This window comes from Aquirufa sp. ROCK2-A2, from assembly GCF_054558485.1.
Window position 1 is genome coordinate 144,672 of the sequence record NZ_JBPXKA010000001.1, and the last position, 16,928, is coordinate 161,599.

The 16,928-nt window shown below is 34.4% G+C and carries 15 protein-coding genes; 6 read left to right on the forward strand and 9 right to left on the reverse strand.

The window, feature by feature from the left end:
• Nucleotides 1–48 precede the first annotated feature (48 nt).
• Nucleotides 49–2,262 (reverse strand): tetratricopeptide repeat protein, encoded by a 2,214-nt coding sequence (locus V7S76_RS00700; RefSeq protein ID WP_459508076.1) that lies wholly within the window; start codon nucleotides 2,260–2,262, stop codon nucleotides 49–51.
• Between the two features lie 208 nt (nucleotides 2,263–2,470).
• Here V7S76_RS00700 and atpD point away from each other — a divergent pair, with 208 nt between their 5' ends.
• The 6 genes from atpD to V7S76_RS00730 all read left to right on the forward strand — a co-directional run bounded on the left by atpD (nucleotide 2,471) and on the right by V7S76_RS00730 (nucleotide 8,135).
• A complete protein-coding gene (gene atpD, locus V7S76_RS00705; protein ID WP_459508077.1) occupies nucleotides 2,471–3,988 on the forward strand; it encodes a F0F1 ATP synthase subunit beta in 1,518 nt (505 codons plus the stop codon).
• A 6-nt stretch (nucleotides 3,989–3,994) separates the two neighbouring features.
• On the forward strand, nucleotides 3,995–4,225 hold the full coding sequence (locus V7S76_RS00710; protein WP_459508078.1) for a F0F1 ATP synthase subunit epsilon: 231 nt from the start codon (nucleotides 3,995–3,997) through the stop codon (nucleotides 4,223–4,225).
• Nucleotides 4,226–4,227: 2 nt separating this feature from the next.
• Nucleotides 4,228–4,764, forward strand: coding sequence for a hypothetical protein (locus tag V7S76_RS00715; protein ID WP_459508079.1), 537 nt, complete (start codon nucleotides 4,228–4,230; stop codon nucleotides 4,762–4,764).
• Between the two features lie 103 nt (nucleotides 4,765–4,867).
• On the forward strand, nucleotides 4,868–5,335 hold the full coding sequence (locus V7S76_RS00720) for a MarR family winged helix-turn-helix transcriptional regulator (protein WP_459508080.1): 468 nt from the start codon (nucleotides 4,868–4,870) through the stop codon (nucleotides 5,333–5,335).
• A 4-nt stretch (nucleotides 5,336–5,339) separates the two neighbouring features.
• Nucleotides 5,340–7,133 (forward strand): acyl-CoA dehydrogenase family protein, encoded by a 1,794-nt coding sequence (locus V7S76_RS00725; RefSeq protein WP_459508081.1) that lies wholly within the window; start codon nucleotides 5,340–5,342, stop codon nucleotides 7,131–7,133.
• A 99-nt stretch (nucleotides 7,134–7,232) separates the two neighbouring features.
• Nucleotides 7,233–8,135, forward strand: coding sequence for an OmpA family protein (locus V7S76_RS00730; protein ID WP_459508082.1), 903 nt, complete (start codon nucleotides 7,233–7,235; stop codon nucleotides 8,133–8,135).
• A gap of 71 nt (nucleotides 8,136–8,206) precedes the next feature.
• Here the strand turns inward: V7S76_RS00730 and V7S76_RS00735 are convergent, their stop codons facing one another.
• From V7S76_RS00735 to V7S76_RS00770, 8 genes are all read right to left on the reverse strand, one after another.
• Complete coding sequence (locus V7S76_RS00735; protein ID WP_459508083.1) at nucleotides 8,207–8,437, reverse strand: hypothetical protein; 231 nt, start codon at nucleotides 8,435–8,437, stop codon at nucleotides 8,207–8,209.
• Nucleotides 8,438–8,462: 25 nt separating this feature from the next.
• Nucleotides 8,463–10,295, reverse strand: a complete 1,833-nt coding sequence (locus V7S76_RS00740; RefSeq protein WP_459508085.1) for a carboxypeptidase-like regulatory domain-containing protein — start codon at nucleotides 10,293–10,295, stop codon at nucleotides 8,463–8,465.
• Nucleotides 10,296–10,425: 130 nt separating this feature from the next.
• Nucleotides 10,426–10,602, reverse strand: a complete 177-nt coding sequence (locus V7S76_RS00745) for a hypothetical protein (RefSeq protein WP_459508086.1) — start codon at nucleotides 10,600–10,602, stop codon at nucleotides 10,426–10,428.
• 28 nt (nucleotides 10,603–10,630) lie between these two features.
• A complete protein-coding gene (locus V7S76_RS00750) occupies nucleotides 10,631–10,807 on the reverse strand; it encodes a hypothetical protein (protein WP_459508087.1) in 177 nt (58 codons plus the stop codon).
• 140 nt (nucleotides 10,808–10,947) lie between these two features.
• Nucleotides 10,948–11,109 (reverse strand): hypothetical protein, encoded by a 162-nt coding sequence (locus V7S76_RS00755; RefSeq protein ID WP_459508088.1) that lies wholly within the window; start codon nucleotides 11,107–11,109, stop codon nucleotides 10,948–10,950.
• Between the two features lie 146 nt (nucleotides 11,110–11,255).
• A complete protein-coding gene (locus V7S76_RS00760) occupies nucleotides 11,256–12,680 on the reverse strand; it encodes a TolC family protein (protein WP_459508089.1) in 1,425 nt (474 codons plus the stop codon).
• 7 nt (nucleotides 12,681–12,687) lie between these two features.
• Nucleotides 12,688–15,798, reverse strand: a complete 3,111-nt coding sequence (locus tag V7S76_RS00765) for an efflux RND transporter permease subunit (RefSeq protein ID WP_459508090.1) — start codon at nucleotides 15,796–15,798, stop codon at nucleotides 12,688–12,690.
• A 2-nt stretch (nucleotides 15,799–15,800) separates the two neighbouring features.
• Entirely contained in the window at nucleotides 15,801–16,928 is a 1,128-nt protein-coding gene (locus V7S76_RS00770) for an efflux RND transporter periplasmic adaptor subunit (protein WP_459508091.1), read from the reverse strand.

Below are 16,928 nucleotides of genomic sequence, written 5' to 3' on the forward strand. Positions count from 1 at the left end.
AAATGTCAGAATGTCAAAGGATTGTATACTAAAGTAATGCTTGAATAATTAAAATTTTTGTCTATCTAAAACATCATTCTTCTTTCTTTGGAACCTTTCAATTTCGTTTTCAAATAAATTAGGATCTAATTTTTTCAAGTTTTCCATTGATTCTTCAGCATATTGAATCTCAGAAATTTCCAATGCTTGAAGTGCGTAAATGGCATGATAGACTGCTGTTGCCTCATTGTATCGCAAAGCAGAAAGCGCGTAGTAATAGGCCAATTTTTCTTCTTTGTTTTGGTTCAAAATCGGGATGGCTTTTTCTAACACTTGAATATTGAAAGGGTAACTTTCTAAAGCTTTTTTGGCGAGCGCAAGATTTGTTATTTGAAAATTGGGCTTGCTTGATTTTTGGGCGTTTTTCCAAAACCCTAAAATATTTTGAAGTCCTATACTATTCGCCGAAGTATCTTGGGAAATAATCAGAGATAATTGATCCATTCCCACCAATGGTTTCTGATGATAATAATTTTGCCATGCTTCCAAGAAGTTTACTTCCGGGAAAAATCGCAAAAGTGCTTGATTTTTTTTCCATTTGGAATATTGATAGATAGGAGCTTTTCCTTTTAATAAGGTAGTTGTGTTGTACAATATTGCCCAATCTCGTACATCCATGTTGGGTTGGAAAGAGCTTGAAATAATATCTTTTGGCAAAGTTAATTGGTGCAGAGAAGAATAAAGAAATTGATTGTTTAGAAGTGCTAAATTGTCAGAATTTTCATAACTATTTATCTCTTTAATAGGTTGCTTTTGCGGGTATTTACTTTCGAAATATACGTAATTGGATGTGGCAATTTCGTTATGAGAGTTCAATTTAAATGCTTTTTGGAAAAAATATCGAGCAGAATCCAGTTGGTTTAATTTTTCATAATGAATGGCTATTTGGTTCATTAAAAAAGGATTATTGGGTAATGCGGTTAATCCTTGTTGTAAATTAAATAAGGATTCAAATAGATGATTATTTTTCGTATATAAATTACTCAATGCCACATAAGTTTCAGCTTGTGGATTTTTCACTAAGGTATTTGATAGGTAGTAGGCTTGTTCTTCTTCTTGGTTTTTTTGTTGTGCCAAATGGGCAAGGCTCATGTTGGATTTCGTATTCAATTTGCTATGGGTTAATGCATTTTTATAATGAATTTCTGCTAAACTATATTCCTTCAATACATATGCGTTGTCTCCATCTTGATTGCTTTTTCCAGCCATTATTTGATGAAAAACGGCTGTATTTAATGCAAAAACCCATGCGCAAGAGATTAAAAATATTCCTATATGAAGAAGGTAAATCGGTAATTTTTGCGCTTTGTGAAAAACCTTATAAATGGGTAAATGTTGAGTAATTAACTCTTTAAAATTGGTGTAAAGGAATGCCGGGAATAGAATCAACATTCCAATTTGGCACATGACATTCCATGTTTCTAATGCTTTAATCCCTGGATCATTTTGTTGTTCATACATCACCATGTAGGTGAAAATGACCAATAAAAACATTCCAAAATAGATAATCTGTTGGGTCCTTTCCTGAAATTTCATGGTTTGCAACAAAAACAAAATAGCAGAAGTAAGCCAAAAAAAGTAAGAGGGGAGATGAAAATTGGATTCCCAAAGATTCAACATATTCCCAAAACTCAAAATCAGATTCACTAGGTAAAATAGGCTAAATAAAATCCACCAATTAAGATTATTTTTTTTGTCGATTTGATAACTTATTTGAATAATGAATGCTGGAATGGCTTGGGAAGTGAGTATAGCCCAAACAAATGCCGTTAAGATTCCGACATATCCTATTTGTTGTTGGAACAATAAAATCCAGTCATTCAGTTCTTGGTCTAAATTTTTATATGCGACAATCCCAACCCATATAAGAATTCCAAAAATAAACTGTCGGGGATTTATTTTTGACCATTTTTGAAATCCAATTAAGAGGTAGGCTATTCCGATTAGACTCGCAATGGAGTAAAAAAGAAATATTGTTGGTTTTATTTCAACAAATTGGATGAAGTAGGATTGGCGGATTAAAAATAATTGATTTTCGAGTTGGAGTGAATTATTGGAATCGACTTTTGATAAAATTGGAATTAGTTCGGAGGATTCATTCCAAGCTAAAAGACTAGGTGAAACGGAAATTATGGTGATTAGAGAGATTAAACTTAAAATTGTCCCCAAAACAAAAAAGATGATGGGTGTATTTTGGAAGCGAATTTGAATAGGTTTGTTCATAAAAGTCGAAAAATTCGAAGTCCTAAATTTCAGCATAAACTTTAATTCATTCAAAGAAAAGGGCGGATTTTGTCAAAAAATAGCAAAAAAATACAAACTTCCATTTTGCTAATTAGAAATTCCCGACTAATTTTGCACTTCGAATGTATTTAGCATTCAACGAATTATTTAAATCATTAGTTTTTTAGCTAGCAAATTTAATTTTCAAATGGCAAACCCAATAAATAAAGGAAAAGTTGCACAAGTAATTGGGCCGGTAGTCGATGTAAGCTTCGAAGGAGAAGGTTCTCATTTACCTGCAATTTTAAATGCACTTTCTGTCACTAAAACAAACGGACAAGAACTTGTTTTAGAAGTTCAACAACACTTAGGAGAAGATCGTGTAAGAACGATTGCAATGGAAGGAACGGAAGGACTTCAAAGAGGTCAAGAAGTAATTGACAAAGGTACTCCAATGACCATGCCAACGGGTGATGGGATCAAAGGTCGTTTGTTTAATGTAGTGGGTCAAGCCATTGATGGTATCACTCAGCCAAAATCCGATAAAGGTTTGCCGATTCACCGTGCAGCTCCGAAGTTTGATGAATTAGCAACAACGACGGAAGTATTATTTACAGGTATCAAAGTAATCGACTTATTAGCACCTTACGTAAAAGGAGGTAAAATTGGTTTGTTTGGTGGTGCTGGAGTAGGTAAAACGGTATTGATCATGGAATTGATCAACAATATTGCAAAAGCATACGAAGGACTTTCGGTTTTCGCTGGTGTAGGAGAACGTACTCGTGAGGGTAACGACTTATTGCGCGAGATGATTGAATCTGGAGTAATTAAATATGGTGAGGCATTTAAACATGCCATGGAAGAGGGACAATGGGATTTGTCAAAAGTAGATGAAAGTGAATTGAGTAAATCTCAAGCAACTTTGGTGTTTGGCCAAATGAATGAGCCTCCTGGAGCTCGTGCTCGTGTGGCTTTATCTGGTTTGACAGTAGCGGAACATTTCCGTGATGGAGATGGAGAAGGTCAAGGACGTGATATTTTATTCTTTATTGATAATATCTTCCGTTTCACTCAAGCAGGTTCTGAGGTATCCGCTTTATTAGGTCGTATGCCATCAGCGGTAGGTTACCAACCGACCTTAGCAACGGAGATGGGAGCGATGCAAGAGCGTATTACCTCCACGAAAAGAGGTTCAATTACATCTGTTCAAGCGGTTTACGTTCCTGCCGATGACTTAACTGACCCTGCTCCTGCGACAACATTTGCTCACTTAGATGCAACAACTGTACTTTCTCGTAAAATTGCTGAATTAGGTATTTATCCTGCGGTGGATCCTTTGGATTCTACTTCTAGAATTTTATCTGCAGAAGTTTTAGGTGCTTCTCATTATGATACTGCTCAACGTGTTAAAGAAATTTTACAACGTTACAAAGAATTACAAGATATCATCGCGATCTTAGGTTTAGATGAATTATCGGAAGAAGATAAATTAGTGGTGTCTCGTGCACGTCGTGTTCAAAGGTTCTTATCACAACCTTTCTTTGTGGCAGAACAATTTACTGGACTAAAAGGCGTTTTAGTTGATATCAACGATACGATCAAAGGATTTAACGCAATTATTGATGGTGAATATGATCATTTACCTGAGGCTGCGTTCAACTTGGTTGGAACTATTGAAGATGCAATTACTAAAGGTGAGAAATTGATAGCTGAGGCTTCTAAATAATAAACTATGTTTGTAGAAATAATTACACCTGATCGTAAAGTGTTTTCTTCGGAAGCTTCTGTAGTTACCTTACCTGGCGTAAATGGTTCTTTTCAAATTATGAATGATCACGCTGCCTTAGTTAGTACCTTGCAAAAAGGTGAATTAAGTGCTGATAAAGAGGTTTTTCAAATTGAAGGAGGCGTTGTTGAAGTATTAAATAATCGTGTTCTTATTTTAGCCGAAGGCGTTAATTAATCATGAAAAAACTAATTTTATTTACTTTAGGAATTGCTTTGTTGAGTTCTTGTTCTCAAAAAGCGTATCTAACAGGTTCATTGATGACCTTAATTAAAGACAATCAATTGCCTTTGAATAAAATTCAGTTTTATAATGATAATGCCTTATTTCTAGAAAGAGAATTAAATGCCTCTGACGCAAATGTTAAGTCAGGAAAAGTTATTCTAGTGAATGGTAAAAATATCAACCGGGTTTCATTGGAACAACAAACTCCAGGTGTTTTGGTGAAGGAAGCTGATAAACAATTATTGATTTCCTTTGAAGCAGGTGCAGGTGAAGAGAAAAGTTTGCATTTTGCTCCGGTTATTGGTGAACGTGGTGAATCATTTTATCAGTTAGTAGATGATTCAGGTAGTCCAACCTTCTCGCGTTTGTCTTATGAAGGAAATAAATATTTGCTTTACAATACCAAGAAAGTTCGTTTGATGATTATGAAATCTTCCTTTTCTGGATTAAAGGTTAATAGTAAGCGAATGAGAGGTAATAAGGTTAAATAATTTTAAGGCCTTAAAAATATTGAAATAGGATGCTTGCATCCTATTTTTTTTTACACCAAATTTACGAATGGTATGCTTGCATACTATTTAATAGTAAATGAATATGAAAGCAGAAAATACGATAGATTTTCAGATAAAGACTAGTTGGTATGCCATTAGTCGCATGTATAACAATTATGCTGCCCAATTTGATATGACTATGGCCATAGGTTATGTCCTTCTAAATATTGATAAAGAAGGAACACCTGCAACCAAAATTGCTCCTGCTTTGGGTTTAGAAGTGAGAAGTCTAACTCGTATGTTAAAATCCTTGGAGGATAAAAAATGGATACGGAGAGAAGCGAATTATTCCGACAAACGGATTGTTAAAATCTTTCTAACCGATTTAGGAAAAAAGAAAAGAGATGAAGCCAAACGTGGAGTTATATTTTTCAATGAGCTTGTTCGAGAAAAGTTGGGCAATGAAAAATGGAAAAACTTCTTTGAAATTATGGAATCGATTAACCAGGTATTGGAAGATGATTCACTTGATATTTTGGAAACGCTAAATAAACAAATTAAAATACAATAAAGCCATGAGTAGCATTAACACAAGCATCAAAGGTGGTGAATTTTTAATTCGAGAATTATCTCCCTCTGAAGTATTTATACCCGAAGATTTTACGGAAGAACAACGTATGATTGAACAGACATGTTCAGACTTCATTAAAACGGAAATTACACCGATTTTAAATGAAATAGATGAAGCAAAAGATAATTCTTTGATGTCAACATTGATGGATAAAGCTGGCGCTTTGGGATTATTAGGGACCTCGGTACCCGAAGAGTATGGTGGATTTGGGATGGATTTTAATACGTCCATGTTGGTAGCGGAGGCGTGTGGATCTGGCCATTCCTTTGCAGTAGCGCTTTCAGGACATACAGGTATCGGTACACTTCCCATTTTGTATTACGGAACGGAAGAACAAAAACAACAATATTTGCCCAAATTGGCAAGTGGAGAATGGAAAGCAGCCTATTGTTTGACAGAGCCTGATTCTGGTTCTGATGCCAATGCTGCTAAATCAAAAGCTAAATTAAATGAAGCAGGAACGCATTATTTGATCAATGGTCAGAAAATGTGGATCACCAATGGTGGATTTGCTGATTTATTTATTGTGTTTGCTAAAATAGATGATGATAAAACGTTGACGGCCTTCCTTGTAGAAAAAAGTTTTCCTGGCATCACGATGAATGAGGAAGAGCATAAAATGGGAATTAAAGGAAGCTCCACTCGTCAGGTTTTTTTCAATGATTGCGAAGTGCCAATTGAAAATTTATTATTTAAAAGAGAAGGTGGATTTAAAATCGCGGTTAATATATTAAATATTGGTCGAATCAAGTTGGCTGCTGCTGTGATGGGAGGATCAAAACGAGTGATTGATGCAGCCACCAAATATTCAATTGATCGTAAACAATTTGGTGTTTCATTACATACATTTGGAGCTATTCAGCATAAATTGGCCGAAATGGTTATTAAGACCTATGCAACTGAATCAGCTTGCTACCGAGCAGGTCAAGATATTGATAATTCGATTCTAGGTTTGAAGTCGGCAGGTTTAACAGATGCGGAAGCTAAATTGAAAGGTGTCGAACAATTTGCGATAGAATGTGCGATTTTGAAAGTACATGCTTCCGAAGTTTTAGATTACGTGGTAGATGAAGGAGTACAGATTTTTGGTGGAATGGGATTTTCGGCAGACGCTCCGATGGAACGTTCTTATCGTGATTCAAGAATTAATCGAATTTTTGAAGGGACAAATGAAATTAATCGTTTGCTTGCAGTGGGTACGGTTTTGAAAAGAGCCATGAAGGGAGAATTGGATATCATGACTCCTGCCTTAAATGTTGGTAAAGAAATTTTAGGGGTTCCTGACTTCAATATGTCTTTGGGAGAAGGCACGTTTAGTAAGGAACGTGAGGTATTAAAGAACTTAAAGAAAGCCATTTTGTTGGCAGCTGGCGCAGCATTGCAAAAATTCACTGTTCAAATTGAAAAAGAGCAAGAAATTTTGATGGCGATTGCGGACATGATGATTGAGGTTTACGTCGCTGAGTCGGCCTTAGTAAGAGCTGAGAAATTGATACAGAAAAATGGGGAAGAAAAGTCGAATATTCAAAAGGAATGTGCGCTAGTATATTTACATCATGCCGTAGAAATAGTTGCTAAACAAGGCCGTGAGGTGATATTAGGATTTGCAACAGGGGATGAATTAAATATATTGTTAATGGGTTTAAAGCGATTTACAAAAATTGAACCCAAGAACTTAATTCAGGCTAGAAGAGTCATTGCAAATGCATTAATTGAAAAAAATGCGTATAATTTGTAATTTTTTTAGAAATAAGGATACGTTTTACGTTTAGATTTATACTTTTGCAATAAATTACAGTTAAACCAAGTCTTTGAACTCAACAATTAAATTATTATTATGAAAAAATTACTTTTGGTATTTGCATTGATGCCTTTCTTTTTTTCTTGTGCAAGTAAAAAGAAAATGGCTGATTTACAATCTCAATTAACAGATTTACAAGCAAGAAGTGATCAAGCATTGGGTAAGGCTAAGGCTGATTTGTCAGATTGCCAATCTTTAACAGCTAGTCTTCAAGGTGAAATCAAAAAAAGAGATTCTGATTTAGAAACAAAAAATGGTCAGTTGAAATCTCTTCAAGAGCAATTGGATTACATGAAGAAAACGAATACTAATTTATTAGATCGTTTATCTGATTTATCCGTAATTAACAAATCAGGTGCTGAAAGTATCCGTAAATCTCTTGATGCATTAAATGATCAAGGAAAATACATCAAAGATTTAAATTCTTCTATTCAACGTAAAGATTCAGTTAATTTATCATTGGTCATGAATTTGAAACGTTCATTGGCTGATATCAATGACGAAGATGTTTCTATTGAAGTGAAGAAAGGGGTCGTTTATATCTCTATTTCAGATAAATTAATGTTTGCATCAGGTAGTGCAAAAGTGAACGCTAGTGCTGAGACTGTTTTAGCTAAAGTTGCTAAGGTAATCAATGATCATAAAGATTTAGATATTCTTGTCGAAGGACATACCGATGCAGTACCTATTTCTACTGAGTGTATTACAGATAACTGGGATTTAAGTGCAAAGCGTGCAACATCTGTTGTTCGTATGTTACAAACCAAGTTTGCTGTAAATCCAGAAAGAATGACTGCTGGTGGTCGTGGCGAATATGAACCTCAATCTGCTAACAACAACAAATCAGGACGTAAGATGAATCGTCGTACTGAAATTATCGTTACTCCTAAATTGGATCAATTCTTTAATTTATTAGCTCCTCCTACTTCAGGTAACTAATAACTTAATCTTATAACAATGAAAGGGGCTCCTCAATTGGAGCCCCTTTTTTTATGGTTTAGAGGTAGGTATTAATTTAAATGTGGTTTTGAAGATAATTGTTCGAATTCTATTTTGATTTTTTCGCCCATTTTCTGAAAGGCCTTATTCAAGAGTTTAGGAATATCATTTTCTAGTTGATCATTTGAAATGGTTCCTGTGATTTTCAATCCACTAAATTGGAAATTACCATCTATGTTTATGAGCAAATTTCCTTCAGCGTTACTAATTTCTTCATGGAGCTCATTACGTAATTTTACCATGAGATTTTGTAAGGTAATTAAATTGTTACTTTGCATAGTTTGAAAAATTAAAGGTTAGAGATATTGAAAATGTATGATTGAAACGGTAATAGGGTTTTTCATTATTGATTCTTTTCTCATGATTGGAAAATATTCCTTTAGTTTCTCTGAATACCCAATCTTCCTTCAAGTCATTACCAGGGATAGTGTATTTAAATCCTAGAAGAAAATATTTTCGCTTGTTCAACTCTAAACCAATGTCTAGGCCTAAGGTTAAAGAGTTAATTTCTGTTTGCATTTGTACTTTTAACTTTTCATCATTTAATCCTAAAAATTCTCTTTGTTGTTGTGTACTGGTGAATTCTCCTAGATTTCTTTTAATTGAATGACTACCATAATTAATGTTTGGACTTATGGAAATGGGTCTATGTTTTTTATTGGCAAATAGACTATACTGTAACGTGTAGTACAAATTTGTAGGCTTTGAATTATTGTAATATCCAATTCCAGTGACCATATCGAAACCTATTTCTAAATTTTTCCAAACTCTAATAAGGAATCCATAATTAAAGCTCGGAAGGTCATTAGTTTGGGTAAATCTTTCAAGAGGTATTGAATAACCCACCGGCGAGTTAATCATACTCGTTTGATCAATGGATTGAAATTGTGATGTTAATAGTTTGCTTGTTAATCCGAGTTTTAAGAATAATTTAGGGAGTTTACTAAATGGAATAACGGATTTGTTTAAGGTTGTTGTTTCGGTATTTTTTCTTGAAATGATAGGATCAAAGTGAAGATAATCACTTTTATCCGTTGGTATTTTTGATTGAATATTCAACCATTGTTCGTTGGTCCCTGAATTATTTCTATTTGACAATAATTCTGCATTTTGGTATTTCTCTTGATAACTTAATGGATCTATATTGGTAGAATCGTATTCTGTAGCTAAAAAATTCACATTGATATAGGTTGGAATACCTTTATGTTCTCGCTCTAAACTTACTTTTATTTCAGATAGATACCATTTGGATTGGTAAAGTTTATACTGTGTAATATAGGATTCATTGATTGTTTTCGTAGCTAAATTTTTCTTATTTGTACTATCTTCTTCATTTTTGAAGAAGTCAAAGCTTTCAAACGCTAGGCTTTCTTGGTCTATGAATATGTTTCCTACCACTTGCTTTTTTTTGTTTACTTTACTAACAAGAATTTTATAAGTTGGTCTTCCCGCTTTTTGTATAATATCTTGGATAAAATACTTGTAGTTTTTAGTTTTATGTAAATCGATGCATGAAACTCTCTGTTTTACAAAATCAAAATATTCAATAATCTTACCTGTTCCACCCCATCTGACATATTCTATGGTGTCTAATTCGTAGGCACTTCTTTTCTCAAATGCTTCAATTTTGGTGTCAATTTCTTTTTCATTTGTTTGGTAGGCAGGTATTTTCCCAGAAATAATGGCTTTTAATTCATATAGATTTTCGTTTCGTATTTGTTTGTTTTTTTCTGATAAAATTCCGCGAATAAGAATAGCTTGGTTAGAATAATTGTCAGGAATTTTACGAATGGCTTCTTCTACGAGTTGCCTAGCACTACTTGAAACAATTACTTCATTCAAATCTTTTGATTTCTCGTCTAATGAGATGAGCATCTGTTTTGTGAAAAATTCAATGGGAAACTCTTTGCTTTCATAACCTACGTGTGAAATGATAATTTTGTTTTTGTTGATGATGTTAAATTCGGTGACCGATAGTTTAAAATTACCTTTGGTATCCGATGTCGTCCCTTTCGTACTGATACGAATGGAGGCATTTGGAAGGGGTTTTCCTTCCTTTGAATCAATAACTTGTCCGTAAATATATTTTGACTGCGCCAAGATTTCGTTGATTTGGCAGATAGTCAGGATTGAAAATAGGAGATAAATTTTGTACATAATAGCTTGGTGGTTTAGCAAAGGGAGTGAACATAGCACACTCCCTTTTTATTAGATGGTTAGGTAGTTAATTTTATAATAAAATTTGCTTAGCGGCTTCTTTTACATCTTGAATGGCTTTGATTGCCCATTTCCAGCCGGCATTAAAGCCATCTTTGAAATCGCTCCACCAGCCACCTCCAAAGGTGTTTAACATTTCATTATCATTCATGAAATTTACTCCCTCGATATTTTTAATTAAATTTTTCATTGGATTTTAAATTAATGGTTAGAAAATATTATACAGCTAAAACACCTATTAAAACAGGTGCATATACACAAAGTGCTGCGATGGCGGCTACCCCGCAAATGAATCCTAGAACTTTCCAGAATCCCCCTCCTTCGATGCTTATTGATTCAAAATATGAGAGTTCGGTTGCTCCCATCAAAGACAAATTTAAAAATTGCTTTTCCATAAGGTTAAGTATTTTAATGGTTAGAAAATAAATTTATGTATTCGCGAAATACTTTACAAATATGAAAAAAGAATAATTAAATAAAAAAGCATTAAGGTGGATATTTTATTGATTATCAAGCTATTGATAATTAGTAGATATTACAATAGGATGACAGAAGCAATGATTAATATGGTAATTAGTTTTTCCCAAAAGGACCGTTTTGTTATATCTTGCATCGAACCTCCATTCGTTTCTAAATAATCGATAGGATTTAATTCTGTAAGTGAACAGGTTTCAAGATTAAAAGGTAATTTTTTCATGTAATTTATTTGGTTAAGGTTGAATAATGTTACTTTGTATTCGCGAATTGTTGATAAATATCTGAAGTATTTTTTTTAATACGCAAAAAAAACTGATAATTTCGACAAATTATCAGTTTTTTGATAGTTGATTTTTCTTGTATAAATTAATTGCTACCTCCTAAAATCCGATAAAGATTCACAGAATTCATCCATTTTTTACGGCTAATTTCTAGCAAATCAAGTTCTGATTTCAAAGCATTTTGTTGTGTGGTAAGTACCTCCAAGTAATTGGCCTTCGCTGAAGCAAAGAGAGTTCTAACCGTTGTAATTGACTCTTTGGTTAAATGAACTTCTCTGTCTTTTAAAATGCTCATGGTTTTTAGGTAATTAAGCGATTTATAATTCGCGTCCCATTCTAGAAATCCTGTGATTAGCTTTTTCTGATAATTCATTTCTAGTGCTTGAACCTTGGTATTAGCCTTTCCTATTTCAGTTAAAATTAATGAGCGATTAAATATTGGTTTACTCAATCCTGAAAGAAATGAAAATGCAATAGAAGAGGGCACTTGGAATAAATATTCAGGTCTAAATCCTTGTAATCCAATCATACCTGTTAACACTAAACTTGGTTTTAAGGATTTTTCAACACTTTCTTTATCTGATATTTGTGCCAATAATTCTAATTTAGCCTGTTGAATGTCTAATCTATTTTCTAAATCATCGATTTTGATTTTTTGGAAGTCATATTGATTTATTCTTTCAAATTCGGGAAATGAACTTCGTTGAATATTCACCATAGGGTCGTTTGTCCAAGATTTTAAGGTATTTTCCAAGCTGATAATTTTTTGAAAAATTTCACCCTCCTGTGCTTGAGAATTTAACCATTGTGCTTCAAATTGTTGAACAACGCTCTCATTCACTATACCTGCCGATTTTTGGATTTTAACCAATTCTAATGCATTTTTTTGAATTTCAATGTTGAATTTCAGTATTTCCAATTCTTTATCTAAGGCAATTAATTGACCATACATGGATGCAACTTCAGCTACTACATTGGTTTCATACCACTTTTGCCCCACCTCGCTAGCCAAAAATCGATAAGCACTAGCTTTCTTCTTCTTGGCGAGTTTACCCCAAATGTCAACTTCCCATGAACTCTGAAAGCCTAGCATTATGTCGGGTAACAGATCTGGTATTATTTGATCTTTGGTAATGTTGGGAGAAAATTGGGTATCAAAATTTCCAATACCGTCCATCGTATATTTACCAAATTTTCTTAATCCTGGCTGCACAATAACCGAAGCATTGGGCGATAATAAACCTCTGTCTTGTATGAATTGCAATCGATTAAGAGAAATGGTCAATTGATTCATCTTTACATCCAAGTTGTTGTTTAGGACTTTTTGAACCAATTGGCTTAATAATGAATCAGACTTCCAAAAAGTTGACACATGAGATGGGCTATTTTTTACTTCCTTGGATGCCAATTGATTAAGTTCTTGATCTATTTTTGTATTTCTCCGAACCAAGTTTTGTTGACATGCAACAAATAAACTAGCCATCAGTAGGATGGAAAAGATTCTTTTCATCTTCATTTTATTTAACTGTTTTTTTTGATATCGTGGCGAAAATCACATACAAACTAGGTATAATGAGTAGCCCTCCCAATGTTCCTAAAATCATACCTCCTGCGGAGGCAGTCCCAATGGTTTTGTTTCCGATGGCACCTGCACCTGATGCCACCATCAATGGTATAAGTCCTGCTACAAAGGCAAATGAAGTCATTAAAATCGGTCTTAACCTAGAAAATGCTCCTAATTTGGCAGCTTCAATGATACTTAATCCTTCTTTTTGTTTGGCAATTGCAAACTCTACAATCAATATGGCATTTTTCCCTAATAATCCTACCAACATAACTAAGGCTACTTGGGCGTAAATATTATTTTGTAAACCAAAAAGGTACAAGAATAAATAAGTTCCAAATGCACCAATTGGTAAAAATAATAAAACAGGAAATGGTAGTAAGAATGATTCGTATTGAGCAGATAATAACAAATAGACGAATAAAAGACATATGGCAAATATGAAAATAGTTTGATTACCAGCTAAATTTTCTTCACGTGTCATCCCGGACCATTCGATTGTGTATCCACTCGGAAGACTTTTAAGAGCTGTCGCTTGAATTGTTTTTAATGCATCTCCCGAACTGTATCCTTCCTTTGGCTCACCGTTTACCATCGCAGAGGTAAACATATTGAACCGAGTATATTGCTCTGTTCCATACACTCGATTGATTTTAACAAAGGAAGAGTAGGGGACCATTTCATTGTTTTTGTTTTTAGCGTATAATTTTAGAATATCTTCCGGACTAATTCTATATTGAGGGTCAATCTGAACCATTACCTTATACATTTGTCCAAACCGAATGAAATTGGTAGCATAGAAGCTTCCCAAAAGGGTTTGTAAATTGTCCATAGCTGATAAAATACTTACCCCTTTTTGAGAAGCGGCCTCCTGATCTACTTCCAATAAATATTGCGGGAATGTTGGATCAAAACTTGAAAAAGTATTTTGAATTTCCTTTTGTTTATTTAACTCATTGGCAAAATTTTTAGAAACCTGGGCTAATTTTTGTAAGTCGCCGCTTCCTGTTCTATCCTGAATTCTAAATTCAAATCCTGATGCATTTCCAAATCCGGGTACTGCTGGAGGAGGGAAAAACTGAATACTTGCATCTTTGATAGAGGAGGTTTTTGTTTTAATTTCATTTAAAATATCATCAATAGTTTGGCTTCTATCTTCCCAAGGTTTTAGGGTGATAATTCCCATTCCATAGGATGCCCCTCCTCCATCTGTCAATAAACTAAATCCTGCTAGACTAGAAAAAGATTCAATGGAAGAAATGGATTTAATGTTCGTATTGACTTGATCCATAACCGCTTCGGTTCGTTCTAGTGTAGCACCTGCTGGAGTAGTTGCATTAACATATATCGTCCCTTGATCTTCTGAAGGTATAAAACCTGATGGAACTAGTTTGACCATGAGACCCGTTCCAATGGTAAATAGGACCAAGGTAATCCAGGTTATCGATTTTGTTGAAATGATTTTACTTATGATACTTAAATACCTGTTAGCAATTTTTCCATAAATAGTATTGAATTGAATGAAAAATTTCCCCAATAAATTTTGCTGATTAATGTGGGGTTTTTTAAGTAACAAAACACATAAAGCTGGAGTTAATGTTAGTGCAGTTAATCCAGATAATGCGATTGAAATGGCCATGGTTACAGAGAATTGTCTGAAAAATACGCCAATAGGTCCACTTAAAAATGCAACAGGGACAAAAACGGCGCCCATAACCAGGGTAATTGCCATGATAGCTCCAGAAATCTCGTGCATGGCCTCTTGCGTCGCGGCTAAAACGGGCATATCTTTTTCTTCCATTTTAGCATAAACTGCTTCTACAACTACGATAGCATTGTCAACGACGATACCAATGGCTAAAACCAATGAGAACAATGTTAATAGGTTGATGGAAAACCCAAATGCTAACATAAATGTAAATGTCCCAATTAAGGAGACAGGTACTGCAATGACGGGTACCAAAGTGGCGCGCCAATCTTGTAAAAATAAAAAAACGACTAAAGCGACTAAGATAAATGCCTCAATTAAGGTCTTTATTACCTCCTCAATCGAAGCATCTAAAAATCTTGATACATCATAGCTGATGGTATATTTCATGCCTGGAGGAAACGATGTAGTTTTTAATTCATCTAAGCGGTTTTTAATGTTGGTTATAACTTCAGCGGCATTGGAACCTGGCCTTTGCTTTAATAATATGGCTGCTGATGGTTGACCATTTTCTTTGGATAATACATCATAATCTAGTGATCCAAATTCGACATCTGCCACGTCTTTTAGGCGTAAAATTTTTCCATCTTCTGTGGATTTAATAATCAATTTTTCATATTGATCTACTTGGGTAAACTTTCCTGTATAGCGTAATACATACTGCATGGATTGTGGATTTTTGCCTGAACTCTCACCAATTTTACCTGGTGCTGCTTCCACATTTTGATTCTTTAAAGCATTAACGATATCTTCAGCTGATAATTTATAGGCGAAAAGTCTATCAGGGTGTAACCAAATCCGCATGGCATATTCCCTTTGTCCCATGATATCGGCGAAACCGACACCATCAATCCTTTTTAATTCAGGCAGTACATTAATGTCAGCAAAATTATAGATAAATTTCTCATCGATTTCTTTATCATCACTTAATAAGTTCACGTATAAAAGCATACTATTCACTTCTTTTTCGGTAATGACACCTGCTTTTATAACTTCCTCTGGTAATTCATCTAAAACGGTTTGAACACGCGTTTGTACATTAACCGCCGCTACATCAGGGTCTGTTCCCACTTGAAAATATACTTGTATGATACTTGTTCCATCGTTTCCTGAAACAGAGGTCATATAAGTCATTCCGGCCACACCATTAATCGCCCTTTCAAGTGGTGTGACCACAGCTTTGGCACATACTTCGGCATTTGCGCCCGTATATTTGGTGGTAACAGTTACAGCAGGAGGGACTATCTCGGGAAATTGAGTAATTGGAAGTTGATTACCAGCGATAATTCCAAGCAAAACAATAAATATGGAAATTACAATGGATAAAACCGGTCTTGAAACTAATTTCTGTATCATATTTATTCTCCTTTTAATTCTTGAATAATCGATTTCATGGGTACAAATTGACTTTTAATTTTGTCTCCTTGCTTCACAAGTTGTATGCCCTCAATTAGGATGGAATCTTTTAAGCCAAATCCTGATTTTATTAAATAAAAATGGGGGATTCGGATGGTCGGGATGATGCTTTTCATTTTTACTTGACCATTTTCATCTTTAACAAAAACGTAGTTTTTTTCTTGAATTTCAAAAACTGATTTTTGAGGAATTATCCAATGTTTTTGGATTTTTTTAGGCAATAAAATTTTCCCTGAGGATCCGTGTCTTAATAAAAACTCTGTATTGGAAAATCTTGCCCGAAAGGCAATGCTTCCTGTATTTTTATCAAATTCTCCTTCAATGGTCTCCACTAAACCTTTATGCAGATATTTTTCACCATTGGCCAACACCAATTCTACTCGTGATTTTTTATTTATATCTTCCGTGTCTTCGGAAAACGACAAATATTCTTTTTCGGAAACATTGAAATACGCATATACTTCCTTCGTATCGGAAAGAGTGGTTAATAATGTTCCTTCGTCGATTAAACTTCCTCTTTTAAACGGTAATCGATCCACCACACCATCAAAAGGGGCTCTAATATTTGAATATTCTACTTTTAATTCTGCACTTCTGACATGAGAGAATGCTTCTTCTTTTTTTGCTCTTAATCCATCCACTTTGGTTAAGGCAATGGCTAATTGATTAGGGGAGATGACATTTTTCTCTACCAAAAGTTTAGTATTAATCAAACTTAAATCTTCTGCTTTAAGCTCTGCAATGCTTTGATTATATACAGCCTTTGCTCTGGCTAATTCCGAGAGATAATCTTGATTATTGATGGAAAACATGATTTGCCCTTTTTTGACAAATTTCCCCTCATCCACATATATTTTATCCAAATACCCTTTTACTCGTGCTCTTATTTCAATGTTTTGAATGGCATGTATATCGGCTACATAATTTTGATCAATGACAGTATCGATTTGTATAGGAGTACTGGTTTTTAAGGTGTGAACCTCTGTATTGCTATTTGAACTCTCGGTTGAACAGGAAATTGCGAAGGATAGAATCACAATTCCTATTAGAAGTCTATTGAATTTCGTCAT

What these genes read in the sequence shown, in the direction of transcription:
- V7S76_RS00700 (WP_459508076.1), bottom strand. Translation starts at nt 2,262, where the DNA reads ATGAACAAACCTATTCAAATTCGCTTCCAAAATACACCCATCATCTTT.
- atpD (WP_459508077.1), top strand. Translation starts at nt 2,471, where the DNA reads ATGGCAAACCCAATAAATAAAGGAAAAGTTGCACAAGTAATTGGGCCG.
- V7S76_RS00710 (WP_459508078.1), top strand. Translation starts at nt 3,995, where the DNA reads ATGTTTGTAGAAATAATTACACCTGATCGTAAAGTGTTTTCTTCGGAA.
- V7S76_RS00715 (WP_459508079.1), top strand. Translation starts at nt 4,228, where the DNA reads ATGAAAAAACTAATTTTATTTACTTTAGGAATTGCTTTGTTGAGTTCT.
- V7S76_RS00720 (WP_459508080.1), top strand. Translation starts at nt 4,868, where the DNA reads ATGAAAGCAGAAAATACGATAGATTTTCAGATAAAGACTAGTTGGTAT.
- V7S76_RS00725 (WP_459508081.1), top strand. Translation starts at nt 5,340, where the DNA reads ATGAGTAGCATTAACACAAGCATCAAAGGTGGTGAATTTTTAATTCGA.
- V7S76_RS00730 (WP_459508082.1), top strand. Translation starts at nt 7,233, where the DNA reads ATGAAAAAATTACTTTTGGTATTTGCATTGATGCCTTTCTTTTTTTCT.
- V7S76_RS00735 (WP_459508083.1), bottom strand. Translation starts at nt 8,437, where the DNA reads ATGGTAAAATTACGTAATGAGCTCCATGAAGAAATTAGTAACGCTGAA.
- V7S76_RS00745 (WP_459508086.1), bottom strand. Translation starts at nt 10,602, where the DNA reads ATGAAAAATTTAATTAAAAATATCGAGGGAGTAAATTTCATGAATGAT.
- V7S76_RS00750 (WP_459508087.1), bottom strand. Translation starts at nt 10,807, where the DNA reads ATGGAAAAGCAATTTTTAAATTTGTCTTTGATGGGAGCAACCGAACTC.
- V7S76_RS00755 (WP_459508088.1), bottom strand. Translation starts at nt 11,109, where the DNA reads ATGAAAAAATTACCTTTTAATCTTGAAACCTGTTCACTTACAGAATTA.
- V7S76_RS00760 (WP_459508089.1), bottom strand. Translation starts at nt 12,680, where the DNA reads ATGAAAAGAATCTTTTCCATCCTACTGATGGCTAGTTTATTTGTTGCA.
- V7S76_RS00765 (WP_459508090.1), bottom strand. Translation starts at nt 15,798, where the DNA reads ATGATACAGAAATTAGTTTCAAGACCGGTTTTATCCATTGTAATTTCC.
- V7S76_RS00770 (WP_459508091.1), bottom strand. Translation starts at nt 16,928, where the DNA reads ATGACGAAATTCAATAGACTTCTAATAGGAATTGTGATTCTATCCTTC.